The following is a 24,675-nucleotide window of genomic DNA, read 5'->3' on the forward strand; positions in this document are numbered from 1 at the left end:
ACGGGGAGTTCACACCCCGGGGCTTGCTGGGATGTCTCTGTCAGGGGTGTGCGTGACGGCCGTCGAATCCCGTCCAGCGGGTGGGGGCACCGCCCGTGCCCGCAAGGCCATCGGGGAGCTCGGGACGAGCAGCGGCCCGAGCCACCGACCGTTCGGGGCCCGTGTCATGGCGTTCGTGGCGCTGACCAAGCCACGAATTATCGAACTACTGCTGATCACCACCGTCCCGGTGATGTTCCTGGCCCAGCAGGGGGTGCCCGACCTCAAGCTGGTGCTTCTCACCTGCCTCGGTGGTTACCTCTCGGCGGGCGGCGCGAACGCGCTCAACATGTACATCGACCGGGACATCGACGCGCTGATGGACCGGACCTCCCAGCGGCCCCTGGTCACCGGCATGGTCAGCCCGGGCGAGTGCCTGGCCTTCGGGCTCTCGCTCGCCGCGGCCTCCACGCTGCTCTTCGGCCTGACGGTCAACTGGCTCTCGGCCTGGCTCTCCCTGGGCGCGCTCCTCTTCTACGTCGTCGTCTACACGATGATCCTCAAGCGCCGTACCTCGCAGAACATCGTGTGGGGAGGCATCGCGGGCTGCATGCCCGTCCTCATCGGCTGGTCGGCGGTGACCAACTCGATGTCCCTGGCCCCGGTCGTCCTCTTCCTCGTGATGTTCTTCTGGACGCCGCCGCACTACTGGCCGCTGTCGATGAAGGTGCGGGACGACTACGCGCGCGTGGGCGTGCCGATGCTGCCGGTCGTCGCCTCCAACAAGGTGGTCGCCCGCCAGATCGTCCTCTACAGCTGGGTGATGGTCGCCGTCTCGCTGATGCTCACCCCGCTCGGCTACACCGGCTGGTTCTACACGTCGGTCGCCCTGCTGGCCGGCGGCTGGTGGCTGTGGGAGGCGCACGGGCTGCAGAACCGCGCCAAGGACGAGGCCGCGGGCGGCAAGCTCAAGGAGATGCGGCTGTTCCACTGGTCCATCACCTATGTGTCGCTGCTGTTCGTGGCGGTCGCGGTGGATCCCTTCCTCCGCTGAGCCTTTCGAGGGCCCCGACGGGCGGGGTGCGTGGTCAACGCCACGCACCCCGCCCGTCGCCGTTCGATCTACCCGTCGGTAGCATCCTGGTCATGGCAGACACCCAGCAGGTTGACGAGGTTGACGAGTCCCCCGGCGCCGTCAAGGACGCCAAGGCCGAGCGCAGGACCGCCAAGTTCGCCAAGCAGATCTCCGCGTTCGCCAAGGAGCACGGCGGGGCCGAGGGCCATCTGGAGTACATCGGGCAGCGCGGCGCCCGGATCGTGCTGGTCGGCGAGGACGGCGGCTGGGGCGACCTGGTGGTGCCCACGTACGCGATCGCCGAGCAGGCGGTGAAGCAGGCCGGGATCACTGTTCATGAGGAGTTCGACGGGGAGTTCGCCGCGAAGGTGAGGACTGGGCCGTACGAGTGGAAGCGGATGGCCGGCATCCAGCTGGGAGCTCCGAGCAACGGTTGAACCAGGCCTCAGGTGCAGTGCCCCGCCAGGGGCGCGGGGAACTGCGCGGCCGGCCACGGGCGGTCCGCGGCTTCGAAAACCACAGGCACTCCCCAACGGCAGAAACAGCGGAGCGTCTTCGCACGGGGTGTGTGCAAGCAACACCTGACACCCGGTTCACCCGTTAGGACCTGAGAAGGCACGGTCCAGTCACGGGGAGTCCGGATGATCGAAACGCCGTCCCTGGTGGACCAGTACTGCCACGGCGTCCTGAGAACGGAGCTGGGCCTCGGCACCTTCGAGGCCCACCTCGCCAGGACCGAGGGGCCGCCAGCCCCGGGCACCACCTTCTTCGACACCCAGACCGGGTTCGCCGTACGCCGCTGGTGTCCGCCCCTGCTCGGTCTGGAGCCGCACTGCCCGCCGGCCCGCTATCTCGCCCGGCGCCGTGAACTGGGCGTACTGGAATCGGGGCGCAGGCTGCTGCGCGGGAGCGGCATCACGACGTATCTGGTGGACACCGGGCTGCCGGGCGATCTGACCGGCCCCGGCGAAATGGCCTCCACCGGCGGCGCCGACGCGCATGAGATCGTCCGCCTCGAACTGCTGGCCGAACAGGTCGCGGACACCTCCGGAACGGTCGAGTCCTTTCTCGCCAATCTCGCCGAGTCCATCCACGGCGCCGCGGCGAACGCCGTGGCCTTCACCTCCGTGGCGGGTGTACGGAGCGGCCTGGCGCTCGCTCCGGAGCCGCCCGGCCCCGGAGAGGTGCGGGGCGCGGCGGGGCGCTGGCTCGCACGTCGCCCGGTGGGCGGCGCGCTGAGCGACCCGGTGCTGCTCCGGCATCTGCTGTGGATCGCGGTCGCCTCAGGACTGCCGCTCCAGCTCCATGCCGGGCTCGGCGAACCGGGCCTGCGCATCGACCGCACCGACCCCGTCCTGCTCACCGACTTCGCCCGCGCCACGGCCGGACTCGGCACCGACCTGGTCCTGCTGCACGGCTACCCCTACCACCGGCACGCGGCGCACCTCGCCGGCGTCTTCCCGCATGTGTACGCCGATCTGGGCGCCGCGCTGGTGCGCACCGGCGCGCGGGCCGCGGCCGTGTTCTCGGAGATCCTCGAACTGGCGCCCTTCGGCAAGCTCCTCTTCTCCAGCGGGGCACACGGGCTGCCCGAACTCCACGTGGTCGGGGCCCGGCTGTTCCGGGAGGCGCTCGCCCGGGTGCTGGGCACCTGGGTCGCCGAGGGAGCCTGGTCGCTGGCCGACGCGCAACGGGTGGCGGCGCTCATCGCGGCGGGGAACGCACGCCGGGTGTACGGGGTGGAGTGAGCGCACCACACTCTGATCCCATGACTGACGCCGACGACGCCACGGCCCGCCTGCTGAACCGTTTCCTCACCGACCTGCGCGCCTTCGCCCCTGTCGCCCTGTGGGCGCACGGCTCGCTCGCCGGCGGCGACTACCAGGAGGGGCGCAGCGACCTGGACCTGATCGCCGTCCTGGACGCTCCGCCTTCGCTCGCCACGGTGCGCGGGCTGGTCCGGCTGCACCGGCGACTACGCGTCGACGAGCCGCTCGCCGTGAAACTGCACTGCGGTTACCTGCCGCCCGGCGGGCAGGCCGACGCCGAGCGGTCGTACGTCACCTGGGCACAGAACGTCCTGATGAAGCGCCCGGTCACCCCGGTCACCCGGCGCGAACTGCACGCCTTCGGGCTGGTCCTGCACGGCGAACCGCCCGAGGACCTGCTGCCGCCCGTCCGGGACCGGGAGCTCAACGCCTTCGTCGTACGGGACCAGAAGGAGTTCTGGCGGCCCGCGGTGGACAAGGCCCGGCTCTGGAAGCAGGACGTCTGGGTGGACCTCGGGCCGGTCACCTTCGCCCGGGCGACCGTCACCCTGCGCGAGGGGCGGCTGATCTCCAAGAGGGAGGCACTGGACCTGCTGACGGAACTCGGCGCGCCCCGCGAGGTGGTCGAGGACATCAGGCTGCGGCGGTACGGCGATCCGGTGCCGCCGACCGACGCGTGGCTCTCGCGCCGGGCGGAGCTGACCAGGGACTACCTCGGCCCCGCGATCGACGGCCTGGTCGCGACGTACGAGGGCTTCATGCGCGCGTGAGGGTCGATTCCGTGGCGGGACCCGGCACTTCCGCCAGGATCTCCGGCCGCTCGCGCAACGACAGCAGGACCCGCAGGACCCCGATCCACACCAGGCAGGAGCCGAACATGTGGAGGCCGACGAGGACTTCGGGGAGGTCCGTGAAGTACTGGACGTAACCGATGACGCCCTGCCCGAGGAGGACGAGGAACAGGTCACGGGTGCGGTCGAGAGGGCCCCTGGGAGCGTCGACGGCCTTGAGGACGAACCACAGCGCGAAGGCCAGCGTCACGACGATCCAGGCCAGCACGGCGTGCACCTTGGTGACGTTCTCCCAGTCCAGCGGGATGCGCTCGACCTCGCTCGAGTCACCCGCGTGCGGGCCCGCGCCGGTGACGACCGTGCCGACCGCGATCAGCAGGACGGTCGCGGCGACCAGGACCCACACCATCTGTTGCACCGGCTTGCCGACGAGCGGGCGCGGCGGGCCGTCGCCCTCGCCGGTGCGCCGCCACATCAGGGTGGCGACGGCGATGAGCGCGGTGGAGAGGAGGAAGTGGGCCGCGACCGTATACGGGTTGAGGCCGACCAGCACCACGACACCGCCGAGCACCGCGTTGCTCATGACGATCCAGAACTGCGCCCAGCCCAGCCGGGTCAGGCTCCGCCGGAACGGCTTCCGCGAGCGGGCCGCGACGATCGCCCAGCCGACCGCGGCGCACAGCACGTACGTCAGCATGCGGTTGCCGAACTCGATGACGCCGTGGACGCCCATCGCGCTCGTCGTGGTGAGCGAGTCGTCGGTGCACTTGGGCCAGGTCGGGCAGCCGAGCCCGGAGCCGGTGAGCCGTACGGCACCGCCGGTGACCACGATCGCCACCGCCATCACGAGCGCGGCGAGAGCCGCCCGGCGCACCGTCCGGGAGGTCGGGGTCCAGCGCTCGGCGATGAAGGCGAGCGGGTTGCGCACGGCGGCTACGGCGTCGGCTCGGGTCACGTTTGGCACGCGCACCATCGTAGGGGGCCGCTTGTGCATGTCTTCACGAGGGCCCCATACCTACTCCCAGCGGAAGAATTTCCCCGCGGCCGCCAGCGCCGCGACCGCCCACACGGCCAGGATCCCGAGGTTCACCCACGGCATCCCCGCCCCGTCCCGCAGCACGTCACGCAGGCCGTCCGACAGCGCGGAGATCGGCAGCAGGGCGAGGACGTCCTGGGCGCCCGGGGGGAACTTGTCGAGCGGGACGATCACGCCGCCGCCGACCAGCAGCAGCAGGAAGACCAGGTTCGCGGCGGCCAGGGTCGCCTCCGCCTTCAGGGTGCCGGCCATCAGCAGGCCCAGGCCGGAGAAGGCGGCGGTGCCCAGGACCAGCAGGAGCAGTACGGCGAACGGGTTGCCGTGCGGTGACCAGCCGAGCGCCAGGGCGATCACCGTCACCAGGAGCACCTGGAGGATCTCGGTGACCAGCACCGACGCCGTCTTCGCCGTCATCAGGCCCCAGCGGGGGAGCGGGGAGGCGGCGAGCCGCTTCAGGACGCCGTAGCGGCGCTCGAAGCCCGTCGCGATCGCCTGGCCCGTGAACGCCGTCGACATCACGGCGAGCGCCAGGATGCCGGGGGTGAGGAAGTCGACCGACCTGCCGGAACCCGTGTCGACGATGTCGACCGTGCTGAACAGCACCAGCAGCAGCGTGGGGATGACGACGGTGAGCAGGAGCTGCTCGCCGTTGCGGAGCAGCATCCGCGTCTCCAGGACGGCCTGCGCGGCGATCATCCGGGGGAGCGGGGCCGCCCCGGGCCTCGGGGTGTACGTACCCGCGGTGGTCACGAACGCAGCTCCTTGCCGGTCAGTTCCAGGAAGACGTCTTCGAGGGTGTGGCGTTCGACGGCGATCTTCTCCGGCATCACCCCGTGCTGTGCGCACCAGGACGTGACCGTGGCGAGCAATTGCGGGTCGACCTTGCCGCCGACCCGGTAGGCGCCGGGGGTCAGTTCCACCGCTGTGCTGTCCGCCGGGAGGGCCTTGAGGAGGGACGCCACGTCCAGTCCGGGACGGCCGCTGAAGCGCAGGGTGTTCTCGGCGCCGCCGCGGCACAGCTCGTCGGGCGAGCCCTTGGCGATGACCCGGCCCGCGTCGATGATCGCGACGTCGTCCGCGAGCTGCTCGGCCTCGTCCATGTGGTGCGTGGTGAGGATGACCGAGACACCGTCGGCGCGCAGGTCGCGCACGAGGCCCCAGGTGGCCAGGCGGGCCTGCGGGTCGAGGCCCGCCGTCGGCTCGTCGAGGAAGACCAGCTCGGGGCGGCCGACCACGGCCATCGCCAGCGCGAGCCGCTGCTGCTGGCCGCCCGAGAGACGCCGGTAGGTGGTACGGCCGCAGCTTTCGAGGCCGAGCCGTTCGACGAGCGCGTCCACGTCCAGCGGGTGCGCGTGGAGTCTCGCCACGTGGCGGAGCATCTCGTCGGCCCGCGCGCCCGAGTAGACGCCGCCGGACTGGAGCATGACGCCGATCCGCGGGCGCAGCTCCCCGGCCTGCCGGACCGGGTCGAGGCCCAGGACGCGCACCGTGCCGGAGTCCGGCTTCCGGTAGCCCTCGCAGGTCTCGACCGTGGTCGTCTTTCCCGCTCCGTTGGGCCCGAGCACGGCGGTGATGCCCGCCCCGGCCACCAGATCGAGGCCGTCCACCGCGGTCTTCCTGCCGTACCTCTTCACCAAGGCCTGGACCTGGACCACGGGCTCGCTTCGCATGGGGACCAAGTCTAGGTAGGCGGCCGGGGCTCCCGGCCGCGGGGGGCCGCATCCGGGTACGGCTCCGGCGGCCGGTGCAGCGCGAGCCACCGCTCCGCGTACGCCACGGCGTCGGCCACCGGGAACAGCCGGGTGTCGGCGGCGCCCACCCTGCCTCGTACGACGGGACGGTCGCGCTCGAAGTCGGAGCCGAGCTCGTCGAAGCGCTCGGAGGTGATCGACACCTCCGTCACCTCCTCCCAGCCGCCGGGGGTGGGCCGCCCCAACTGGACGAGGGACGACGGTATCCGGTATTCGGCCAGATGGAAGGTGGTGCATGTGTCGTATCCCGTGCCCAGCAGCAGCACCCGTGCGTCCAGCTGCTCCAGACGGGCCAGCGGGCTCCGCTCGCCGAGGCGGCAGTCGGTCGCGTGGCCCTCGGTGATCTCCGCCGCGCGCGGGCCGATCGCCGCGAACGAGGTCTGCGGGTGCGCGCTGCGCAGGGCGCCGGGCCAGGTACGGACGGTCTCCGGGATGACGCCGACCCCGCCTGAGGGGGTGACGAGGGGGTCGTAGCAGGGCATCGTCGCGCGGATGACCGACCACCACTCCTCGGGCACCGGCGGGTTGCGCCACAGCGCGGGGTCGGAGAGGTCGCCGGACTGGGTGGGGACCACCAGGGTTCCGTCGGGTCCGAGTGCGTCGAGCAGGCCCAGGACCGCGCCGATCGCGCCGCCGCAGACCCACCCGAGGGAGCTGAGGGAGGAGTGCGTGAGGAGGGTCTCGCCGGGGCGGACGCCCAGCGCCAGAAGCTGTGCGCGGACTGTGTCGCGGGTGACGAGTGGCCCGGTGGGAGGGGGTGTCGACATGCTTCGGCAGTGTCCCCGAGTGGCAGGCCCGTGGCTACCGAATTGATCGATCAAAGATCGTTTCCGCAGGTCAGCTTAGGTATACCTAAGTGATGCACGGCACCATCCGCCCCGTGGGCTCGGCTTGTCAGGCTCAGGGGAATTACGCAACAATGGCGTTGTGAAAAACGTTGGCGAGGCTCCGCAGGAGGAACTCGCGGCCGGACTGCGTGCGGACCGTTCCACACGCAACCGGGTCGCGCGCTCCATCCTGGACCACGGCCCGTCGACCGTGACCGACCTGGCCGGACGGCTGGGACTCACCTCCGCCGCCGTCCGCCGCCATCTCGACGCACTGGTCTCCGACGATGTCGTGGAAGCACGTGAGCAGCGGGTCTACGGCGCGCGTACGCGCGGCCGTCCCGCCAAGGTCTTCGCCCTGACCGAGTGCGGCCGGGACGCCTTCGACCAGTCCTACGACAAACTCGCCGCCGACGCCCTGCGCTGGATCGCCGAGCGCGAGGGCGGGGGCGAGGCGGTCGTCGCCTTCGCCCGGGCCAGGATCGCCGCCCAGGCGGACGCGTACCGCACGGCCATGGAGGCCGCCGCGCCCGAGGAGCGCACCGAAGCGCTGGCCAAGGCCCTGAGCGCGGACGGGTACGCTGCTACGGCGCGTAGCGCACCGGTCGGCGAGCAGCTCTGCCAGCACCACTGCCCGGTCGCCCATGTCGCCGAGCAGTTCCCGCAGCTGTGCGAGGCGGAGACCGAGATCTTCTCGCAGCTGCTCGGCACCCATGTGCAGCGGCTGGCGACCATCGCCCACGGCGACGGCGTATGCACGACGTTCATCCCCAAGATTTCCAAGTCCGCACCTGACGCATCTGCAAGCACCGCCGGGAGGAACCCCGCATGACGCTCCCCATCGAGGAGACCGCCCACCCCGAGCTCGAGGGTCTGGGCACTTACGAATACGGCTGGGCCGACTCCGACGTGGCCGGTGCCTCTGCCAAGCGAGGCATCAACGAAGACGTCGTCCGCGACATCTCCCAAAAGAAGAACGAGCCGGCGTGGATGACCAAGCTCCGTCTCAAGGGCCTGCGCCTGTTCGAGAAGAAGCCCATGCCGAACTGGGGCTCGGACCTGTCGGGCATCGACTTCGACAACATCAAGTACTTCGTGCGTTCCACGGAGAAGCAGGCGGAGTCCTGGGAGGACCTGCCCGAGGACATCAAGAACACGTACGACAAGCTCGGCATCCCGGAGGCGGAGAAGCAGCGCCTCGTCGCCGGTGTCGCCGCCCAGTACGAGTCCGAGGTGGTCTACCACCAGATCAACGAGGAGCTCGAGGCGCAGGGTGTCATCTTCATGGACACCGACACGGCGCTGAAGGAGCACCCGGAGCTCTTCAAGGAGTACTTCGGGACCGTCATCCCGGTAGGTGACAACAAGTTCGCGTCGCTGAACAGCGCCGTGTGGTCCGGCGGCTCCTTCATCTACGTCCCCAAGGGCGTGCACGTCGAGATCCCGCTCCAGGCCTACTTCCGTATCAACACGGAGAACATGGGCCAGTTCGAGCGGACGCTGATCATCGTCGACGAGGACGCCTACGTCCACTACGTCGAGGGTTGTACGGCGCCGATCTACTCCTCGGACTCCCTGCACTCCGCGGTGGTCGAGATCATCGTGAAGAAGGGCGGCCGCTGCCGCTACACGACCATCCAGAACTGGTCGAACAACGTCTACAACCTGGTCACCAAGCGCGCCGTGGCGTACGAGGGCGCGACCATGGAGTGGGTCGACGGCAACATCGGGTCCAAGGTCACCATGAAGTACCCGGCCGTCTACCTGATGGGCGAGCACGCCAAGGGCGAGACCCTGTCCATCGCCTTCGCGGGCGAGGGCCAGCACCAGGACGCCGGCTCCAAGATGGTCCACATGGCGCCGAACACCTCCTCCAACATCGTGTCGAAGTCCGTGGCACGCGGTGGCGGCCGTACGTCGTACCGAGGTCTCGTCGAGATCGCCGAGGGCGCCCACGGCTCCAAGTCGAACGTGCTGTGCGACGCGCTGCTCGTCGACACGATCTCCCGCTCCGACACGTACCCGTACGTCGACGTCCGCGAGGACGACGTGTCGATGGGCCACGAGGCGACCGTCTCCAAGGTCAGCGACGACCAGCTCTTCTACCTGATGAGCCGGGGCATGACGGAGTTCGAGGCGATGGCGATGATCGTGCGCGGCTTCGTCGAGCCGATCGCCAAGGAGCTGCCCATGGAGTACGCCCTCGAGCTCAACCGGCTGATCGAGCTCCAGATGGAGGGGGCGGTCGGCTAAACGCCGACCGTCGTATCCGTCAAGCCACTCACGCAAGAAAGCGAGCAGACCGACAGCCATGGCTGAGGCTCAGAACTCCCCCACTCTCGACTCCGCTCGAGCGGGGGGACCCCCATCGGTGGGCTCCACCACCGCCGGCCAGATCGCGGTGGCCGCCGAGTCGACCGTCGCCACCCGCATGAGCGCGCCCCCGTCCTTCGACGTGGCGGACTTCCCCGTCCCCCACGGCCGTGAGGAGGAGTGGCGGTTCACGCCGCTGGAGCGGCTGCGCGGGCTGCACGACGGCACCGCGGTCGCCACCGGCGACGGCCTGAAGGTCGACATCGAGGCGCCCGAGGGCGTCACGGTCGAGACCGTCGGCCGCGAGGACGCCCGGCTCGGCAGGGGTGGTACCCCGGTGGACCGCGTCGCCGCCCAGGCGTACTCGGCGTTCGAGAAGGCCGGTGTCGTCACCGTCCCCAAGGAGACGGTGCTCACCGAGCCGATCCGCATCGCCGTGCACGGCGAGGGCGGGGTCGCCTACGGGCACCAGGTCATCGAGCTGGGAGCCTTCGCCGAGGCCGTCGTCGTCATCGACCACACCGGTGACACGGTCCTCGCCGCCAACGTCGACTACCTCCTGGGAGACGGCGCCAAGCTCACCGTCGTCTCCGTCCAGGACTGGGACGACAAGGCCGTGCACGTCGGCCAGCACAACGCGCTGATCGGCCGCGACGCCACCTTCAAGTCGTTCGTGGTCACCTTCGGCGGCGACCTCGTACGCCTCCACCCGCGCGTCACCTACGCCGGCCCCGGCGGCGAGGCCGAGCTCTTCGGCCTGTACTTCACGGACGCCGGCCAGCACCAGGAGCACCGTCTCCTGGTCGACCACAACACCCCGCACTGCAAGTCGAACGTCGCCTACAAGGGCGCGCTCCAGGGCGAGGGTGCCCACGCGGTGTGGATCGGCGACGTCCTCATCGAGGCCTCGGCCGAGGGCACGGACACCTACGAGCTGAACCGCAACCTGGTTCTGACCGACGGCGCCCGGGTCGACTCCGTGCCGAACCTGGAGATCGAGACCGGCGAGATCGTCGGCGCGGGCCACGCGAGTGCCACCGGCCGCTTCGACGACGAGCAGCTCTTCTACCTCATGGCCCGCGGCATCCCGGCCGACGAGGCCCGCCGGCTGGTGGTCCGCGGCTTCTTCGCCGAGCTGGTCCAGCAGATCGGTGTCGACGACATCCAGGAGCGGCTTCTCGTGAAGATCGACGAGGAGCTGGAGGCATCGGTCTGATGGCCGGCATCTACCTACGCGCCTGTGGGCTGAGCGAGCTGGAGGAGAACACCCCCAAGCGGGTGGAACTCGACGGCACGCCGGTCTCGGTCGTACAGACCGAGGGGGAGGTGTTCGCGGTCAACGACATCTGCTCGCACGCGAACGTCTCGCTCTCCGAGGGCGAGGTGGAGGACTGTCAGATCGAGTGCTGGCTGCACGGCTCCAGCTTCGACCTCCGCACCGGCAAGCCGTCCGGCCTTCCCGCGACGCGCCCCGTCCCCGTATATCCCGTAAAGATCGAAGGGGACGACGTGCTCGTCTCCCTCACCCAGGAGTCCTGAGGTACCCATGGCAACGCTTGAAATCCACGACCTGCACGTCACCGTCGAGGCCGACAACGCCACGAAGGAGATCCTCAAGGGCGTCGACCTGACCGTGAAGCAGGGCGAGACCCACGCCATCATGGGCCCGAACGGCTCCGGCAAGTCGACCCTCGCCTACTCGCTCGCGGGCCACCCCAAGTACACGATCACCGGCGGCACCGTCACCCTCGACGGCGAGGACGTCCTGGAGATGTCCGTCGACGAGCGCGCCCGCGCGGGTCTGTTCCTGGCGATGCAGTACCCGGTCGAGATCCCCGGCGTCTCCGTCTCCAACTTCCTGCGTACGTCGGCCACCGCCGTGCGCGGTGAGGCGCCCAAGCTGCGTACCTGGGTGAAGGAGGTCCGGGAGGCCATGCAGCGCCTCAACATGGACCCGGCCTTCGCCGAGCGCAACGTGAACGAGGGCTTCTCCGGCGGTGAGAAGAAGCGCCACGAGATCCTTCAGCTGGAGCTCCTCAAGCCGAAGATCGCGATCCTCGACGAGACCGACTCCGGCCTGGACGTCGACGCCCTGCGTGTCGTGTCCGAGGGCGTCAACCGGGTACGCGAGAGCGGCGAGGTGGGCACCCTGCTCATCACCCACTACACGCGCATCCTGCGCTACATCAAGCCCGACTTCGTCCACGTCTTCTCCGCGGGCCGCATCGTCGAGTCCGGCGGCGCCGAGCTCGCCGACAAGCTGGAGAACGAGGGCTACGAGGCTTACGCGATCCACGACACGGCCGACACGAAGGGTGGCGTATCAGCGTGACGCAGCTGTCGGGCCTCCTCGACACCGAGGCGATCCGCAAGGACTTCCCCATCCTGGACCGCCAGGTCCACGACGGTAAGAAGCTCGTGTACCTGGACAACGCGGCGACCTCGCAGAAGCCGCGCCAGGTGCTGGACGCCCTCAGTGGTTACTACGAGCAGTACAACGCCAACGTCCACCGCGGTGTGCATGTGCTCGCCGAGGAGGCCACGGCGCTGTACGAGGGCGCGCGCGACAAGGTCGCCGCCTTCATCAACGCGCCGAGCCGCGACGAGGTGATCTTCACCAAGAACGCCTCCGAGTCGCTCAACCTCGTGGCCAACATGCTCGGCTGGGCCGACGAGCCCTACCGGGTCGACCACGAGACCGAGATCGTCATCACGGAGATGGAGCACCACTCCAACATCGTGCCGTGGCAGCTGCTGTCGCAGCGCACGGGCGCGAAGCTGAAGTGGTTCGGCCTCACCGACGACGGCCGCCTCGACCTGTCGAACATGAACGAGATCATCACCGAGAAGACGAAGATCGTCTCCTTCGTGCTGGTGTCGAACATCCTGGGCACCGTGAACCCGGTCGAGGCGATAGTGCGCCGGGCGCAGGAGGTCGGGGCCCTTGTCCTGATCGACGCCTCGCAGGCCGCACCGCACATGCCGCTGGACGTGCAGGCCCTCCAGGCCGACTTCGTGGCCTTCACCGGTCACAAGATGTGCGGTCCGACGGGCATCGGCGTGCTGTGGGGCCGCCAGGAGCTCCTGGAGGACCTGCCGCCGTTCCTCGGCGGTGGCGAGATGATCGAGACGGTGTCGATGCACTCGTCGACCTACGCCCCGGCGCCGCACAAGTTCGAGGCGGGCACCCCGCCGATCGCGCAGGCGGTCGGTCTCGGCGCGGCGATCGACTACCTCTCCGCGATCGGCATGGACAAGATCCTTGCCCACGAGCACGCGCTCACCGAGTACGCGGTGAAGCGGCTCCTGGAGGTCCCGGACCTGCGGATCATCGGCCCGACCACGGCGGAGGACCGTGGCGCGGCGATCTCGTTCACGCTCGGTGACATCCACCCGCACGACGTGGGCCAGGTTCTCGACGAACAGGGCATCGCGGTCCGGGTCGGCCACCACTGCGCACGGCCGGTCTGCCTGCGGTACGGAATTCCCGCGACCACGCGAGCGTCGTTCTATCTGTACTCCACGCCGGCCGAGGTCGACGCCCTGGTCGACGGTCTGGAGCACGTACGGAACTTCTTCGGCTGAGGAGCTGGCTGAGTCGTGAAGCTTGATTCGATGTACCAGGAAGTCATCCTGGACCACTACAAGCACCCGCACGGGCGGGGCTTGCGGGACGGCGATGCCGAGGTGCACCACGTCAACCCGACGTGCGGCGACGAGATCACCATGCGTGTGAAGTATGACGGCGAGCGGATCACGGACATCTCGTACGAGGGCCAGGGCTGTTCCATCAGCCAGGCCTCCGCCTCCGTGCTGAACGAACTGCTCGTCGGCAAGGACCTGCCCGCCGCGCAGAAGATCCAGGAGACCTTCCTGGAACTGATGCAGTCCAAGGGCCGCATCGAGCCCGACGACGCGATGGAGGAGGTACTGGAGGACGCGGTGGCGTTCGCCGGTGTCTCCAAGTACCCGGCCCGGGTGAAGTGCGCGCTGCTCAGCTGGATGGCGTGGAAGGACGCGACGGCCCAGGCACTGGGCCCGGACGCCGCTGAAAGGAAGACGGCATGAGCGAGACCATCGAGATGAAGCCCGCCTCTGAGGAGGAGGTCCGCGAGGCGCTGTACGACGTCGTAGACCCCGAGCTGGGCATCGATGTCGTCAACCTCGGCCTCATCTACGGCATTCACGTCGACGACGCGAACATCGCGACCATCGACATGACCCTGACGTCGGCGGCCTGCCCGCTCACCGACGTCATCGAGGACCAGGCCAAGTCCGCCACGGACGGCATTGTCAACGAGCTGCGCATCAACTGGGTCTGGATGCCGCCGTGGGGCCCGGACAAGATCACGGACGACGGACGCGAGCAGCTGCGGGCGCTCGGCTTCAACGTCTGAGTTCCCGAGGTTCTCTCGGTCCGGCGTGTACGTCGTGTACGACGTCCGAGCCGCGCGTGTGCGTGTGTGGCCCCCGGCAGTGCGCCGGGGGCCACAGCTGTCGAGGGCGCGGGTCCGTCTCCGCCGCTCAGCTCAAGCCCTTCACCAGGCGGAACGCCCAGTCCCCGTCCTCGTGGCCGCGGCGGTTGTTGTTGTCGTACCGCTCCAGGCGGAGCTCGAAGTTGCGGTGGCGCAGGTAGCGGCCGGGGTAGTTGACCGACTCCAGCACGACCGTGCCGGAGTCCGACACCGTTCTCGCGCAGAAGGTCGCGTCCTTCTCGAAGAGGGCGGAGCCGTCGTCGCGTTCGGCGCGCAGGACGAAGTCGCGGTGGCGGAGGTAGCCGCCGTCGGTGGTGGCGAAGGAGTAGCAGGAGGAGTCCGCGAGTCCCTTGACCTTCTTGAAGCTCGCGTCCCGCCGGGTCGAGGCCGGACTCTGCCTGCTCACCTGGTCGAGCCGGACGGAACCGCCGCTCACGCGCCAGTAGCGGTCGGGGTAGTTGACCGACTGGACCGAGGTCCGCGCGGCGGCGGTCGCGGACGCCGAGGGCTTGCTCGACGCGGTGGGCTTCGACGGCGCGGGGACGGGTTTGCCGTCGGAGCCCTGTCCCGAGGCGTTCGCCGAGGCGGCTCCCTGCGACGCGGTCGGGGACGGCGAGAGCGAGGGTGAGGCGGAGGAGGCGGCCCTGCCGGTGGGTGCCACGACCCCGCCGGTGGCCGGGTCGGAGACGCCGGGGATGAACGGGACGCCCGTGTCGGAGGCGGGCCGGTTCGCCCGGTCCTGTGACTGGGCGTCAGTTCCCTTGTCCAGTACGGCGATCGCGGTGGCGGTGGCGATGAGAACCGCCACGGCGAGACCGGCGGCCAGCCACAGCCGCCGGGTGCCGGGCAGCCGGGTCTCCGTCACGGTCTCGTAGGACCCCCACGGGATCGGGAGCTCGGCGAAGGGCGGCATCTCCGCCGGGTAGGGAGCGCCATGCGTGGTGGGACGCCAGGCGGCGATCTCCGTCGATGGGACCGGGCTCTCCGCGGAGCCGGCGGGCTGTTCGGGCCCGGGCTCCGGATTCGTTGGTGGCATGCAAGCTCCTCCAGCGTCGCCCGTGGCGTACGCGGATTCGTCTTCTGGGTCGAGCCGAGAGCGGTTGTCGGCCCGAGAAAGGGGGAGGCGCGGGCACACGGATTGGCGGTGGCCATGGGGACCATGTGTGCGACTGGTGAAACAGTAGTGGACCGGGTGACTCCGGAGCAGTCGTTTCCCTCAGTGATCCAACGGATTTCACGGCCCGGCGTCCGCCTGTCGAGGCCCCGCGACGCGCCGGGGTTCACAGGGCGTTCTCAGCGTGGTCCCCCGTACCGCGTCGCCGAGGCTGCCGTGCCCGTCCGCAAGACCTGGCGCCGCCGTACCCACGGCGCCCTCGACAGCTCGCGGGCCGGCAGCTGGACCACTCGACTGACGCCACATCAGATCACCCTGTGCGAAGAGGTGTTGGGCGACCGGCTCGCCTCGCGCGGCTACGAGCTCGCCGGGGCCGTGCGCCCCGACCCCGCCGAACTGCTGCGCTACCGGAAGGTGGAGACGCTGCGCCGGGCCGCCCACGCCAAGCGGCGGATGTCCGACCGCCTGGCGCGGGTGCGTGAAGCTGGGCCCGCGGCCTGCCAGTTGACGACCTCCTCGGAGTTCAGGGCCTGGCGGATCCGGACCTGGGGGTTCCAGATCTGGCGGGTCCAGGACTTGGCGGGTCCGGGTTCAGGGTGTGGCGGCGAAGTCCGACAGGAGGACCGAGATCTGCTCCCGGCCCCCGCCGTTCTGTGTCGGGGCCGCGGTCAGGACGTCCAGGTGCTGGTAGCCGGGGAGCACCACCGGGTTCTTGTCGGCGGGGATGCGGTCCGCCAGGATGCCGTCGCCCGCGACGAAGGTGATCGTGGGGTTCGCGGTGAGGCCGTCCGGGTGGAGCATGTGGCGGGAGATCTGCGGGTCGGAGGAGAGCTGGATGTCCGTCACCAGCTTGGTCGGGAAGTAGTCCTCGGTGAAGTCCAGGGGCTGTTCGGAGAGACTGCGGGCCAGTTCCCCGATGTCCGTGACCTCCTTGGCGGCCGTGGTGAACGGCGTGCCGTCGGCCGAGCGGTACACCGGGTCGTCGGAGGCTCCGACGCGGTCGTAGTTCCGCCAGGTGTAGAGCGGTCCGGCCGGCTCGTCCGGGATGGCCTTCAGTTCCGTACCGGAGGCGGCCGGTGAGCCCTCGGCGTCGTTCGCGACGGGAAAGTTCTTGTCGGTGATGCCGCCGCCGTCGGCACTGTCGTAGAAGCCCACGCTGGCCTGGATGAAGGCCAGGGGCGCCGAGTTGTCGTCCATGAAGGTGCCCAGGACGGCCGCGTTGGTGAGGCGGAAGTCGCGGAGCGTGGGCTTGCCGGCCAGGAAGACCTCCGTGTTCTCGGAGAACATGGTCTGGGCCGTGGTGTCGATGTTGAAGGTGGAGGGGAGGGACCTGGGGACCGTGGACTCCGCGTCGGGAGCGTTGCGGGCGGCGAGGCCGTTGACCGCCAGGAGGTTCATGGTCTCGGGGTTGATCACCGCGGGGAGCGCGAGGAAGCGGGGAAGGACGCCGGTGCGCAGACCTGCCTGTACGGCGGCGTAGCCGATGCCCGTGTCCGGGACGAGGCCGTCCAGGGGGCCTTCGGCGTCGGACGAGCCGCCGTTCAGGTCGTCGAGCGAGGTGCTGATGGTGGTGTCCAGCGCGAAGTAGCCGGCGCACTGGTTGTAGCCCGCGTCCGCCGTGGTCGTGCGGTCGCCGTCGAAGTCCCAGGTGGCGAAGGTGCCGGTGAGGACACCGCCCAGGGAGTGGCCGCCGCACAGGACCTTCTGCTTGCGCACCCTCTGGTCGGGCAACTCGGCGGCCAGCAGGTCGTACTGGTCGCGGAGTGTCTGCTCCAGGCCGACTTCGGCGAGCCAGCCGACCTGATCACTCGTCAGGAAGCCCTCGAAGGCGTGCCCCGCGACCCGCTTGCCGTTGTAGTAGTAGTCGACGGCCGCGCCGGCGTCGCCCGTGGTGATTCCGGCGTTGTCCTCAAGGCAGTTGGAGCGTCGGTCGAGCGCCCAGAACTCGATGTGCCGGCCCTGCTCGGCCGCGGCCCGCACGGTGTTGCGGGCCACGCTGTCGAAGGCGCCCGCGCCTTCCAGGACGCCCGGCTGGGCGACGAGGATCCGGTCGGCGCCGGCCGAGGCGGCCGGGCCGGACGACGAGCGGTAGCGCAGGTACGACAGACGGTCGCACGCCGCCGGGCGACGGCCTGCCGAGGCGGGCAGCGGGATGCGCACGGAGACCTTCGTCTCGGTGACGCCGGTGACCGGAGACGTGGAGGTCACCGGGGTCTCGGTGCGGGTGTTCGTCGCGCCGTCGGCCGACGGCGCCGCGGTCAGCGCTCCGAAGGCGAGGGATCCGGCGGCCAGGGCGCGGATCCAGGACCACTTGCGATGTGCGGCTCCTCTTTTCATATCGGCACGGTAGGGAGCGGTAACTCCCTTGTTCTACAAGGACATCTGAGCAAGCGGTGGCGTCGGTTGCGCAGATCCGCACAGGGGCCGACACCCGGATTCCGGGCCTGGCGGCGTGATCCGGACGGCCTGCCCGCGGCGGCCCGCTTCCGCTGGAGGAATCCCGCGTCGCTCCTGGTGCACACATCCTGCGTACAGGCGTACACATCGATGCGTACGCTGGTACACATGGGATATGTGATGCTCGTCGGCGCCATCGCCGCGGAGGTGGCCGCCACCACGGCCATGAAGTACAGCGACGGTTTCAGCAAGCTGTGGCCCTCACTGGTGACCCTGCTCGGATACGTCATCGCCTTCGCACTGCTCGCGCAGACCCTCAAGACCGTCTCGGTCGGCACGGCCTACGCGATCTGGGCCGGCGTCGGGACCGCCGCCATCGCCGCGATCGGCATGGTGTTCCTCGGCGAGGGGCTGAGCGCCGCGAAGGTCGCCGGGATCGCGTTGATCATCGGCGGGGTCGTACTGCTGAACCTCGGCGGGGCGCACTGATGGCCCGCCGGTACGACCCCGAGCGGCGCCAGCGGATCATCGACGCGGCGATCCGGGTCGTCGGCGCCAAGGGCATCGCCGGGCTGAGCCACCGCTCCGTCGCCGCCGAGGCCGATGTGCCGCTCGGCTCCACCACGTACCACTTCAGGACCCTCGACGAACTGATGGTCGCCGCCCTGCGGCAGGCCAACGAGGGCTTCGCCAAGGTGGTCGCCGCGCGCGGCGGTCTGGAGGACCCGCGCACCGACCTGGCCGGGGAGCTCGCGGGCTGGATGGGCGAATGGCTGGCCGGTGACCGTACCGGCGTTGAGCTGGAGTACGAGCTGTATCTCGCCGCGCTCCGCCGCCCGGCCCTGCGCCCCGTCGCCGCCGAGTGGGCCGAGGATCTCGCCGAGCGGCTGACCCGCCGCACGGACCCGGTGACCGCGCGGGCGCTGGTCGCGGTGCTGGACGGGATCTGCCTACAGGTGCTGCTGACGGGCGCGGAGTACGACGAGGCCTATGCGCGGGAGGTGTTGGGGCGGCTGGTTCCCTGACCGGGCCGGCCTGTGACTCCTCGTCTGCCCGAGCCTTCCGCCTCTGCCCGGTCCCCGCCTGTCTGGCCCCGACGCCCTGTCCGGCCGAGCCATCCGAACCGTCCGTCCGAGCCCTCCGGCCCTGTCCCGCCGAAGCCCTGCCCCTTTCCGGCTGAGTCCGCCGCCTGACCGGCCGAGCCGTCCTCCCTGTCCCGCCGGGTACTCCGCGGCGTCTTGAACCCTTCGGCGGTCGTCGGGGAGCAGTAGGGAAAGGCGGGTGACCGGGGCCGGCGCGGCTCTCCGGGCGCGGGCGGCCCGCACCTCGAGGGGAGTGCGGGCCGCCGGGACCGACTTCGAGGCAGGCACCGGCACGGCATCGCTCAGGTGTCCGCCCGGCACCTGAGACGCCCCGGACGCTGGTTCGCATCCCCGGCCCCCGGCCGGTTAGGTTTCCCCTATGACCGACACGACTGCACCCCGCACCACCGGCGCCGTTGCCGCCGGGCTTGCCACCGTCGCCGCCGACGGCACCGTCCTCGACACCTGGTTCCCCGCCCCCGAGCTCTCCGCCGAGCCCGGTCCGGCCGGCACCGAGCGGCTCTCCGCAGAGCGTGCCGTGGAGCTGCTCGGCGAGGGCGCCGCGAAGGCCGTCGGGCCCGACGCCCGCCGTGGCGTCGAGGTGGTCGCGGTCCGTACGGTCATCGCCTCGCTGGACGAGAAGCCGATCGACGCGCACGACACCTACCTGCGCCTGCACCTGCTCTCGCACCGTCTCGTGCGGCCGCACGGCCAGAGCCTGGACGGCATCTTCGGCCACCTCGCCAACGTCGCCTGGACCTCGCTCGGCCCGGTCGCCGTGGACGACGTGGAGAAGGTGCGGCTGAACGCCCGCGCCGAGGGCCTCCACCTGGCCGTGACGTCCATCGACAAGTTCCCGCGCATGACGGACTACGTGGCGCCGAAGGGCGTCCGGATCGCCGACGCCGACCGGGTCCGGCTCGGCGCGCACCTCGCCGAGGGCACGACCGTCATGCACGAGGGCTTCGTGAACTTCAACGCCGGCACGCTCGGCACCTCGATGGTCGAGGGCCGTATCTCGGCCGGTGTCGTCGTCGGCGACGGCTCGGACATCGGCGGCGGCGCCTCGACCATGGGCACCCTGTCCGGTGGCGGCAACGTCCGCATCACCATCGGCGAGCGCTGCCTGGTCGGCGCGGAGGCGGGTGTCGGGATCGCCCTCGGCGACGAGTGCGTGGTCGAGGCCGGCCTCTACGTCACCGCCGGCACCCGGGTGACCATGCCCGACGGCCAGATCGTCAAGGCCCGCGAACTCTCCGGAGCGTCGAACATCCTCTTCCGCCGCAACTCGGTCACCGGAACGGTCGAGGCGCGGCCGAACAACGCGGTGTGGGGCGGACTCAACGAAGTACTCCACAGCCACAACTGAGGCTCGTCCCGATCAGGCGCCCCGCAAGTGCCCTTCCGCCATGCGCGGGAGGGCACTTCGCTATTCGCGCACGGCGGTCGCGAACTCCTCCAGCACCGCGAAGTCCTCCTCGCGCAGGCCGAGTCGGGGACTGACGTGGAGCAGCAGCGCGGGCCCGGTGTGGTGTTCGGTGACGTACGTGTCGTCTGCCGTGCTCTGTTCGTCGTCCACCCAGGCGAAGGGGCGGCCGTCCGCGTACGCCACGATCCGCTCGGTCTTCCAGTGCACCCCGTCGGGCCGCTTCGCGAAGAGCGCGCCGGTGAAGTCGACGTACGGGAGTTCGGGCAGGCCGATGACCGGTGCGATCCAGCGGTTCGCCGAGTCCATCCAGGTCGTGGCCCAGCACAGTTCGTAGCCGAGCCCGAGGAGCACACGGCCGTGGTCGGGGTGCAGCCAGACCCGCAGGGGCCTGCCGGGATTCAGGGCCACCCGGATCGTCGTATACCCCTCCGGCCGCCGCTCCGGCTGCGCCGCGTACGGGTTGAGGGGACCGTCGACATCGAGAAACAGCAGAGGTCGGCTCACGGGGTCACGGTATGGGAGGGCTGGGCGGATTGGGCCGGTTGTTTCTGGCCAGGGACGTTGCGGCGGGTAGTTGGATGGGTGGTGAGTGAGGGGTGGGTGAGTGGCGGCGGGCGCGGGGGCGGCCACTCGAGCGCCGGTGGGCCGGTGGCCGACGCGGGCGTCGGCGGCAGCCGCTGGCCGCACCGGTGCGCGGGAGCGCTTGTGTTCGGCGGCGGCTCCGGGGCAGTGATGATCCGCGTTCAGTGGTGGCTCCGGCCGAGCCGATGGCTCGTGCTCGGCGTGGGTCCCCGGGTGCTGACGGCGTGTGTTCAGCCACCGGTCAGGTCCGGCACACCGTCGCCTTCCACCGGGCCGTGGCTACGGGGTGCCGACGGTCGGTGTCCTGGTGTCCAGCGCGGGCCCGGGGCCCCGACTGTCCGTGCTCGGCGCGGGTTCCCGCGTACTGACTGCCCGTGTTCGGAGCGGCTCCTGGGCTCCGACAGCTCGTGTCTGGCGTTGGCTCCCGCGTGCCGACGGAGAGCGCCCGGCGGGCCCCAGGTGAAGGCGGCTCGTGTTCCGCACGGGCTCCCCGGCCCCGACCGGAATGCGCGCGGCGCGGGCCCGCGTCCCCGTGGCCCGTGTTCAGCCCGCGTGGACCAACTCCTCGAACGCGGTCAGGAGGCCGTCGAGCGTCTCGCGGGAGGCGGGCCGCAGGGGTGGGCGGACCGGGCCCGCGGGGAGACCGAGTGCGCCGAGGAGTGCCTTCGTCGTGACCGTGCCGGGGAGGCCGGCGGACATCATCAACTCGATGAGCGGGACGGCCTGTTGCTGGAGGCGGGCCGCCTCGGCCGTGTCTCCCGTGTCGAACGCGTCCAGGATGGCCCGGAACTGACGGGGCGCCACGTTCGCGACGGTGCTGATGTAGCCGCTGCCGCCGATCGCGCGCATGGCGAGGACGTACTCGTCGCAGCCCGTGTAGTACGCCAACTCGGTGCGGGCCAGCACCTTCTGGGTGCCCAGGAGGTCGTAGGCGCAGTCCTTGACCGCGACGATCCCGGGGTGCCCGGCGAGCCGGATCATGGTGTCCGGCTCGATGCGGGTGCCGGTGCGACCAGGGATGTCGTACAGGGCGAGCGGCAGCCCGGTGGCGTCCGCGATCTCCCGGAAGTGCGCCTCGACCGCGTCCTGCGGGGGCCTGCTGTAGTACGGCGTGACCACCAACAGGGCGTCCGCGCCCGCCTTTTCGGCCTCCCGGGCCAGTTCCACGGTGTGCCGGGTGTCGGCGGTGCCGATGCCCGCGACGACACGGGCCCGGTCACCGACCGCCTCGCGGACCGCCCGCACCAGCGCGGACTTCTCCGCGTCCGTCGTGGTCGGCGACTCGCCCGTCGTCCCGGACAGGACCAGCCCGTCGCATCCCTCGGAGACCAGCCGGCCGGCGAGCAGCCGCGCCCCGTCGAGGTCCAGCGCACCTTCCTGGGTGAAGGGCGTGACCATGGCGCAGAGGGCGCGGCCGAAAGGCGGCGTGCGGTGGGCTGAGGAAGTCATGGCAGTAGTGTCGGCAACCAGATCGTGAAGCTCCACTTAATTTTTCTACGAGGTATTGATGAGGGATGCTACGTAATCGGCGATGGGTCCGTCGCGAGGCCCTGGTGCCAACTCGGGTAGGTATGGGTCACCATGTCGAGGACGGGAAGTCGACGGCACATCGCGGGAGGCGTCATGAGGCTCGGCAAGGCACTCGCCACCGGAGTCGCGGAGGAGAAGGCCCAAGCGCACGACGAGGATCTTCAACTTCCTGAGGAAGTCCAGGAGTTGGAGGCGTCCGCGCCCGAAGAGGTGCCGGTCGCCCGATGAGGCTGCGGCTCCCCGAGGAACGACCGACGGAGCCGCCGACCGGATACAAGATCGCCCACCCGGTGCTGTCCCAGGACGGCACCCGGGCCGGGTTCACCGGCGTCTCCCTGGGCGGCGCGCTGCCGTACGGAGTGCTGGACGAGGCGGGCTGCGTCTACGGGCGGCGGCACCGGGCACCGCACCGCCGCTGCGACTGCGGTTTCCACTGCGTGCACGAACGGGCCGCGGCCGAGGCGCTGTTGTGCACCGCCGAACACCGGGCGGCCGTCCTCCTCGAAGTGTCCGTCCTGGGCGCCTACATCCGTTTCGAACGCGGCTTCCGTTACGCCCGCCAGCGGGTGCGCACCGCGACCGTCGGCCCGTGCGCGTGCGGTGCGGGGGCCGGTGCCCTGGCCGACGCGGGCTGGGGGCGGCCGGGGTGGCGCGCCCTCACGGCTGCCTGCGCGGGATGCGTGCGCGGTCGTACGGCACTGTCGCTCGCCTCCTTCGCGCGGCTGGCCGGGGAAGGTCTGCGGGTCCGGGCCGCCGGTGGTGCGGCGGGCCTCGCCGACGGGCTTGGCTCGGCCGACGGGTTCGACGTGCCCGGGTCCGGGCTCGGGGTGTCAGAGCTGGTTGCCGAAGCCGCGCTGTTGCAGGCCCGACTCGACTGGTTCCAGAGCCAGTTGGCCCGACTCGACGGGCACGGGACGCAGCCCGGCTGATCGCTCGCCCCGGGTGACTCCTGGCGGGCGCGCCGTGCCCATCGTATCGAACTGGTGTTCACAAGTGACGCATCCTGTCGCGCGCCCACCCTCCCGTGCCGCCACATCCACCCGACAACTCGAACCGCCTGGACAAAAAAAGTGTTCGGTGAGACGGTGGAGTCATGTTGGACGTGACCGTGATCGAGGACGCAGAGGCCGCCGCCGTCTCGCTGGACCCGACGAGGGCCAGGCTGCTGGCCGAGCTGGCCGCCGGGCCCGCTTCGGCCGCCATGCTGGCAGGCAGGGTCGGGCTGCCCCGGCAGAAGGTGAACTACCACCTCAAGGCGCTGGAGCGGCACGGACTGGTCGAGCTGGCGGGCGAGCGCCGCAAGGGCAATGTCACCGAGCGGCTGATGCGGGCGACCGCCGCGTCGTACGTCATCTCGCCGCTCGCTCTGGCCGCCGTGCAGCCCGACCCGGACCGCTTCCGCGACCAGCTCTCCGCCCGCTGGCTGCTCGCGCTCGGCGCCCGGCTCGTCCGGGACGTCGGTTCGCTGATCACCGGCGCGGCGAAGGCGCGCAAGCGGCTCGCCACCTATGCGCTCGACGGCCAGGTGACCTTCGGTTCGGCCGCCGACCGGGCCGCGTTCATCGAGGAGCTGACGGCGGGTGTCAGTGGGCTGATCCGCAAGTACGACGCCCCCGACGCCGTGGGGGGCCGGGACCACCGGATCGTCGTCGCGCTCCATCCCACGGTCAAACCCCAGACCCCGGCGGCCGAACTGCCCATCAGTACCGAGGAGTGACCACCATGTCCAAGGAATTCGAGAGCGCCCACGAGATCGAGATCGACGCCACGCCCGAGCAGGTGTGGGAGGCGATCACGGAGGGCACCGGCGGCTGGCTGTGGCCGATGGAGGCGCCGGAGCCGCGCGAGGGAGGGACGGGTCCCTTCGGGTCCACGATCACGGCCTGGGACCCGCCGCACCGCTACACGAACCGCGTCCAGGACGTCGAGGGCATCTCCCAACAGACCCTCAACCAGCTCGACTACACCATCGAACCGCGCGAGGGCGGCCGCAGCGCCTGGGTGCGGTATGTGCACAGCGGCATCTTCGTCGACGACTGGGACAACCAGTACGACGGCGCGAACAAGCACAACGCCTTCTACCTGCGCACCCTGCGCGAGTACGTGACGCACTTCAACGGCCGCCCGCTCGCGTTCGCCATGTTCGACGGACCCGAGGCGTCCAAGGCGTCCGACGCCTTCACCGCCGTAGGACACGCGCTCGGCCTCACGGACGACACCGCCGAGGGCGCGCGCGTGCGGGCCCACGGGCCCGAGGGGGAGCTCATCGACGCCGTACTCGACTACCGCGACCCGTACTTCATCGGGCTGCGCACCGACAGCGCCCTCATCCGCTTCTTCGGACGCAACCACTGGGGCGCGCCGGTGGGCGTCAGCATCCACGACTTCGCGCCCGACGCCGACGGCAAGCGCAACGAGGCCGCCTGGCAGGGCTGGCTGAACGGCGTCTTCACCGGCTGATCCGGTGTGACCCCGGGCATGGGACGAGCCCGGCCCCCCGGACGACGGGGCCGGGCTCGTCCGCA

General features: G+C 70.4%; 27 protein-coding genes. 19 read left to right on the top strand and 8 right to left on the bottom strand.

The window, feature by feature from the left end:
* Nucleotides 1–46 precede the first annotated feature (46 nt).
* The 4 genes from ACIBLC_RS22200 (at nucleotide 47) to ACIBLC_RS22215 (ending at nucleotide 3,593) form a co-directional block, all read left to right on the top strand.
* Nucleotides 47–1,033, top strand: a complete 987-nt coding sequence (locus ACIBLC_RS22200) for a heme o synthase (protein ID WP_399212858.1) — start codon at nucleotides 47–49, stop codon at nucleotides 1,031–1,033.
* Between the two features lie 92 nt (nucleotides 1,034–1,125).
* Entirely contained in the window at nucleotides 1,126–1,491 is a 366-nt protein-coding gene (locus ACIBLC_RS22205) for a hypothetical protein (RefSeq protein ID WP_399212806.1), read from the top strand.
* Nucleotides 1,492–1,695: 204 nt separating this feature from the next.
* The gene (locus ACIBLC_RS22210) at nucleotides 1,696–2,802 is read left to right on the top strand and encodes an amidohydrolase family protein (protein WP_399212807.1); all 1,107 of its coding nucleotides are present in this window, start codon (nucleotides 1,696–1,698) and stop codon (nucleotides 2,800–2,802) included.
* Between the two features lie 20 nt (nucleotides 2,803–2,822).
* Nucleotides 2,823–3,593, top strand: coding sequence for a nucleotidyltransferase (locus ACIBLC_RS22215; RefSeq protein ID WP_399212808.1), 771 nt, complete (start codon nucleotides 2,823–2,825; stop codon nucleotides 3,591–3,593).
* On the opposite strand, the gene ACIBLC_RS22220 is transcribed toward ACIBLC_RS22215, so the two are convergent.
* From ACIBLC_RS22220 to ACIBLC_RS22235, 4 genes are read right to left on the bottom strand one after another with little or no spacing between them, the layout of a single operon-like run.
* On the bottom strand, nucleotides 3,580–4,587 hold the full coding sequence (locus ACIBLC_RS22220) for a heme A synthase (protein ID WP_399212809.1): 1,008 nt from the start codon (nucleotides 4,585–4,587) through the stop codon (nucleotides 3,580–3,582). The genes ACIBLC_RS22215 and ACIBLC_RS22220 overlap by 14 nt on opposite strands.
* A 42-nt stretch (nucleotides 4,588–4,629) precedes the next feature.
* Nucleotides 4,630–5,346 (bottom strand): ABC transporter permease, encoded by a 717-nt coding sequence (locus ACIBLC_RS22225; RefSeq protein WP_399212859.1) that lies wholly within the window; start codon nucleotides 5,344–5,346, stop codon nucleotides 4,630–4,632.
* A gap of 50 nt (nucleotides 5,347–5,396) precedes the next feature.
* Nucleotides 5,397–6,320 carry an ABC transporter ATP-binding protein gene (locus ACIBLC_RS22230; RefSeq protein WP_399212810.1) on the bottom strand — a complete coding sequence of 308 codons (924 nt, stop codon included), beginning with the start codon at nucleotides 6,318–6,320 and terminating at the stop codon, nucleotides 5,397–5,399.
* Between the two features lie 11 nt (nucleotides 6,321–6,331).
* Complete coding sequence (locus ACIBLC_RS22235; RefSeq protein WP_399212811.1) at nucleotides 6,332–7,168, bottom strand: aminoglycoside N(3)-acetyltransferase; 837 nt, start codon at nucleotides 7,166–7,168, stop codon at nucleotides 6,332–6,334.
* A gap of 160 nt (nucleotides 7,169–7,328) precedes the next feature.
* Between ACIBLC_RS22235 and ACIBLC_RS22240 the strand changes: the two genes are divergently transcribed.
* The 8 genes from ACIBLC_RS22240 to ACIBLC_RS22275 are packed head-to-tail and all read left to right on the top strand — an operon-like array spanning nucleotide 7,329 to nucleotide 13,938.
* Nucleotides 7,329–8,060, top strand: coding sequence for a helix-turn-helix transcriptional regulator (locus tag ACIBLC_RS22240; RefSeq protein ID WP_399212812.1), 732 nt, complete (start codon nucleotides 7,329–7,331; stop codon nucleotides 8,058–8,060).
* Nucleotides 8,057–9,481 (top strand): Fe-S cluster assembly protein SufB, encoded by a 1,425-nt coding sequence (gene sufB / locus ACIBLC_RS22245; RefSeq protein ID WP_399212813.1) that lies wholly within the window; start codon nucleotides 8,057–8,059, stop codon nucleotides 9,479–9,481. Before ACIBLC_RS22240 ends, sufB begins: the two co-directional genes overlap by 4 nt.
* Before the next feature lie 58 nt (nucleotides 9,482–9,539).
* Nucleotides 9,540–10,757 carry a Fe-S cluster assembly protein SufD gene (sufD, locus tag ACIBLC_RS22250; protein ID WP_399212814.1) on the top strand — a complete coding sequence of 406 codons (1,218 nt, stop codon included), beginning with the start codon at nucleotides 9,540–9,542 and terminating at the stop codon, nucleotides 10,755–10,757.
* A complete protein-coding gene (locus tag ACIBLC_RS22255; RefSeq protein ID WP_399212815.1) occupies nucleotides 10,757–11,080 on the top strand; it encodes a bifunctional 3-phenylpropionate/cinnamic acid dioxygenase ferredoxin subunit in 324 nt (107 codons plus the stop codon). The genes sufD and ACIBLC_RS22255 overlap by 1 nt, the downstream gene beginning before the upstream one ends.
* A 7-nt stretch (nucleotides 11,081–11,087) precedes the next feature.
* Nucleotides 11,088–11,873, top strand: a complete 786-nt coding sequence (gene sufC / locus ACIBLC_RS22260) for a Fe-S cluster assembly ATPase SufC (protein WP_399212816.1) — start codon at nucleotides 11,088–11,090, stop codon at nucleotides 11,871–11,873.
* On the top strand, nucleotides 11,870–13,126 hold the full coding sequence (locus ACIBLC_RS22265) for a cysteine desulfurase (RefSeq protein WP_399212817.1): 1,257 nt from the start codon (nucleotides 11,870–11,872) through the stop codon (nucleotides 13,124–13,126). Before sufC ends, ACIBLC_RS22265 begins: the two co-directional genes overlap by 4 nt.
* A 15-nt stretch (nucleotides 13,127–13,141) precedes the next feature.
* The gene (gene sufU, locus ACIBLC_RS22270) at nucleotides 13,142–13,609 is read left to right on the top strand and encodes a Fe-S cluster assembly sulfur transfer protein SufU (protein ID WP_399212818.1); all 468 of its coding nucleotides are present in this window, start codon (nucleotides 13,142–13,144) and stop codon (nucleotides 13,607–13,609) included.
* The gene (locus ACIBLC_RS22275; protein WP_399212819.1) at nucleotides 13,606–13,938 is read left to right on the top strand and encodes a metal-sulfur cluster assembly factor; all 333 of its coding nucleotides are present in this window, start codon (nucleotides 13,606–13,608) and stop codon (nucleotides 13,936–13,938) included. Before sufU ends, ACIBLC_RS22275 begins: the two co-directional genes overlap by 4 nt.
* Nucleotides 13,939–14,065: 127 nt before the next feature.
* Here the strand turns inward: ACIBLC_RS22275 and ACIBLC_RS22280 are convergent, their stop codons facing one another.
* Nucleotides 14,066–15,052: an AbfB domain-containing protein gene (locus ACIBLC_RS22280; protein ID WP_399212820.1), complete on the bottom strand. Its 987-nt coding sequence runs from the start codon at nucleotides 15,050–15,052 to the stop codon at nucleotides 14,066–14,068.
* A gap of 669 nt (nucleotides 15,053–15,721) precedes the next feature.
* Nucleotides 15,722–17,467, bottom strand: coding sequence for a hypothetical protein (locus ACIBLC_RS22285; protein WP_399212821.1), 1,746 nt, complete (start codon nucleotides 17,465–17,467; stop codon nucleotides 15,722–15,724).
* A 228-nt stretch (nucleotides 17,468–17,695) separates the two neighbouring features.
* Between ACIBLC_RS22285 and ACIBLC_RS22290 the strand changes: the two genes are divergently transcribed.
* From ACIBLC_RS22290 to dapD, 3 genes are all read left to right on the top strand, one after another.
* A complete protein-coding gene (locus ACIBLC_RS22290; protein ID WP_399212822.1) occupies nucleotides 17,696–18,016 on the top strand; it encodes a DMT family transporter in 321 nt (106 codons plus the stop codon).
* Nucleotides 18,016–18,552, top strand: a complete 537-nt coding sequence (locus tag ACIBLC_RS22295; protein ID WP_399212823.1) for a TetR/AcrR family transcriptional regulator — start codon at nucleotides 18,016–18,018, stop codon at nucleotides 18,550–18,552. The genes ACIBLC_RS22290 and ACIBLC_RS22295 overlap by 1 nt, the downstream gene beginning before the upstream one ends.
* Before the next feature lie 436 nt (nucleotides 18,553–18,988).
* Nucleotides 18,989–19,978, top strand: a complete 990-nt coding sequence (dapD, locus tag ACIBLC_RS22300) for a 2,3,4,5-tetrahydropyridine-2,6-dicarboxylate N-succinyltransferase (RefSeq protein ID WP_399212824.1) — start codon at nucleotides 18,989–18,991, stop codon at nucleotides 19,976–19,978.
* Between the two features lie 60 nt (nucleotides 19,979–20,038).
* Here dapD and ACIBLC_RS22305 read toward each other — a convergent pair whose 3' ends face one another.
* Both ACIBLC_RS22305 and dapA read right to left on the bottom strand, forming a co-directional pair.
* Nucleotides 20,039–20,542 (bottom strand): HAD domain-containing protein, encoded by a 504-nt coding sequence (locus ACIBLC_RS22305; RefSeq protein WP_399212825.1) that lies wholly within the window; start codon nucleotides 20,540–20,542, stop codon nucleotides 20,039–20,041.
* A gap of 621 nt (nucleotides 20,543–21,163) precedes the next feature.
* Nucleotides 21,164–22,069 (bottom strand): 4-hydroxy-tetrahydrodipicolinate synthase, encoded by a 906-nt coding sequence (gene dapA / locus ACIBLC_RS22310; RefSeq protein ID WP_399212826.1) that lies wholly within the window; start codon nucleotides 22,067–22,069, stop codon nucleotides 21,164–21,166.
* A gap of 174 nt (nucleotides 22,070–22,243) precedes the next feature.
* Here dapA and ACIBLC_RS22315 point away from each other — a divergent pair, with 174 nt between their 5' ends.
* The 4 genes from ACIBLC_RS22315 (at nucleotide 22,244) to ACIBLC_RS22330 (ending at nucleotide 24,610) form a co-directional block, all read left to right on the top strand.
* A complete protein-coding gene (locus tag ACIBLC_RS22315) occupies nucleotides 22,244–22,378 on the top strand; it encodes a hypothetical protein (protein WP_399212828.1) in 135 nt (44 codons plus the stop codon).
* Nucleotides 22,375–23,079 carry a hypothetical protein gene (locus tag ACIBLC_RS22320; RefSeq protein ID WP_399212829.1) on the top strand — a complete coding sequence of 235 codons (705 nt, stop codon included), beginning with the start codon at nucleotides 22,375–22,377 and terminating at the stop codon, nucleotides 23,077–23,079. Before ACIBLC_RS22315 ends, ACIBLC_RS22320 begins: the two co-directional genes overlap by 4 nt.
* Before the next feature lie 164 nt (nucleotides 23,080–23,243).
* A complete protein-coding gene (locus ACIBLC_RS22325; protein WP_399212830.1) occupies nucleotides 23,244–23,867 on the top strand; it encodes an ArsR/SmtB family transcription factor in 624 nt (207 codons plus the stop codon).
* A 5-nt stretch (nucleotides 23,868–23,872) separates the two neighbouring features.
* Complete coding sequence (locus ACIBLC_RS22330) at nucleotides 23,873–24,610, top strand: SRPBCC domain-containing protein (protein WP_399212831.1); 738 nt, start codon at nucleotides 23,873–23,875, stop codon at nucleotides 24,608–24,610.
* The last annotated feature ends 65 nt before the right edge of the window (nucleotides 24,611–24,675 follow it).

Origin of the sequence: Streptomyces sp. NPDC050535 (genome assembly GCF_044457665.1) — a bacterium.
Lineage (GTDB): Bacteria > Actinomycetota > Actinomycetes > Streptomycetales > Streptomycetaceae > Streptomyces.

Bases quoted from the DNA above. Each gene is read 5' to 3' on its own strand.
- ACIBLC_RS22320 (WP_399212829.1), top strand. From the start codon at position 22,375: ATGAGGCTGCGGCTCCCCGAGGAACGACCGACGGAGCCGCCGACCGGA.
- ACIBLC_RS22220 (WP_399212809.1), bottom strand. From the start codon at position 4,587: ATGGTGCGCGTGCCAAACGTGACCCGAGCCGACGCCGTAGCCGCCGTG.
- ACIBLC_RS22330 (WP_399212831.1), top strand. From the start codon at position 23,873: ATGTCCAAGGAATTCGAGAGCGCCCACGAGATCGAGATCGACGCCACG.
- ACIBLC_RS22295 (WP_399212823.1), top strand. From the start codon at position 18,016: ATGGCCCGCCGGTACGACCCCGAGCGGCGCCAGCGGATCATCGACGCG.
- ACIBLC_RS22290 (WP_399212822.1), top strand. From the start codon at position 17,696: ATGGGATATGTGATGCTCGTCGGCGCCATCGCCGCGGAGGTGGCCGCC.
- ACIBLC_RS22225 (WP_399212859.1), bottom strand. From the start codon at position 5,346: ATGATCGCCGCGCAGGCCGTCCTGGAGACGCGGATGCTGCTCCGCAAC.
- ACIBLC_RS22235 (WP_399212811.1), bottom strand. From the start codon at position 7,168: ATGTCGACACCCCCTCCCACCGGGCCACTCGTCACCCGCGACACAGTC.
- sufD (WP_399212814.1), top strand. From the start codon at position 9,540: ATGGCTGAGGCTCAGAACTCCCCCACTCTCGACTCCGCTCGAGCGGGG.
- ACIBLC_RS22215 (WP_399212808.1), top strand. From the start codon at position 2,823: ATGACTGACGCCGACGACGCCACGGCCCGCCTGCTGAACCGTTTCCTC.
- ACIBLC_RS22205 (WP_399212806.1), top strand. From the start codon at position 1,126: ATGGCAGACACCCAGCAGGTTGACGAGGTTGACGAGTCCCCCGGCGCC.
- ACIBLC_RS22315 (WP_399212828.1), top strand. From the start codon at position 22,244: ATGAGGCTCGGCAAGGCACTCGCCACCGGAGTCGCGGAGGAGAAGGCC.
- sufC (WP_399212816.1), top strand. From the start codon at position 11,088: ATGGCAACGCTTGAAATCCACGACCTGCACGTCACCGTCGAGGCCGAC.
- ACIBLC_RS22325 (WP_399212830.1), top strand. From the start codon at position 23,244: ATGTTGGACGTGACCGTGATCGAGGACGCAGAGGCCGCCGCCGTCTCG.
- dapA (WP_399212826.1), bottom strand. From the start codon at position 22,069: ATGACTTCCTCAGCCCACCGCACGCCGCCTTTCGGCCGCGCCCTCTGC.
- ACIBLC_RS22275 (WP_399212819.1), top strand. From the start codon at position 13,606: ATGAGCGAGACCATCGAGATGAAGCCCGCCTCTGAGGAGGAGGTCCGC.
- sufB (WP_399212813.1), top strand. From the start codon at position 8,057: ATGACGCTCCCCATCGAGGAGACCGCCCACCCCGAGCTCGAGGGTCTG.
- dapD (WP_399212824.1), top strand. From the start codon at position 18,989: ATGACCGACACGACTGCACCCCGCACCACCGGCGCCGTTGCCGCCGGG.
- ACIBLC_RS22210 (WP_399212807.1), top strand. From the start codon at position 1,696: ATGATCGAAACGCCGTCCCTGGTGGACCAGTACTGCCACGGCGTCCTG.
- ACIBLC_RS22280 (WP_399212820.1), bottom strand. From the start codon at position 15,052: ATGCCACCAACGAATCCGGAGCCCGGGCCCGAACAGCCCGCCGGCTCC.
- ACIBLC_RS22230 (WP_399212810.1), bottom strand. From the start codon at position 6,320: ATGCGAAGCGAGCCCGTGGTCCAGGTCCAGGCCTTGGTGAAGAGGTAC.
- ACIBLC_RS22255 (WP_399212815.1), top strand. From the start codon at position 10,757: ATGGCCGGCATCTACCTACGCGCCTGTGGGCTGAGCGAGCTGGAGGAG.
- ACIBLC_RS22285 (WP_399212821.1), bottom strand. From the start codon at position 17,467: ATGAAAAGAGGAGCCGCACATCGCAAGTGGTCCTGGATCCGCGCCCTG.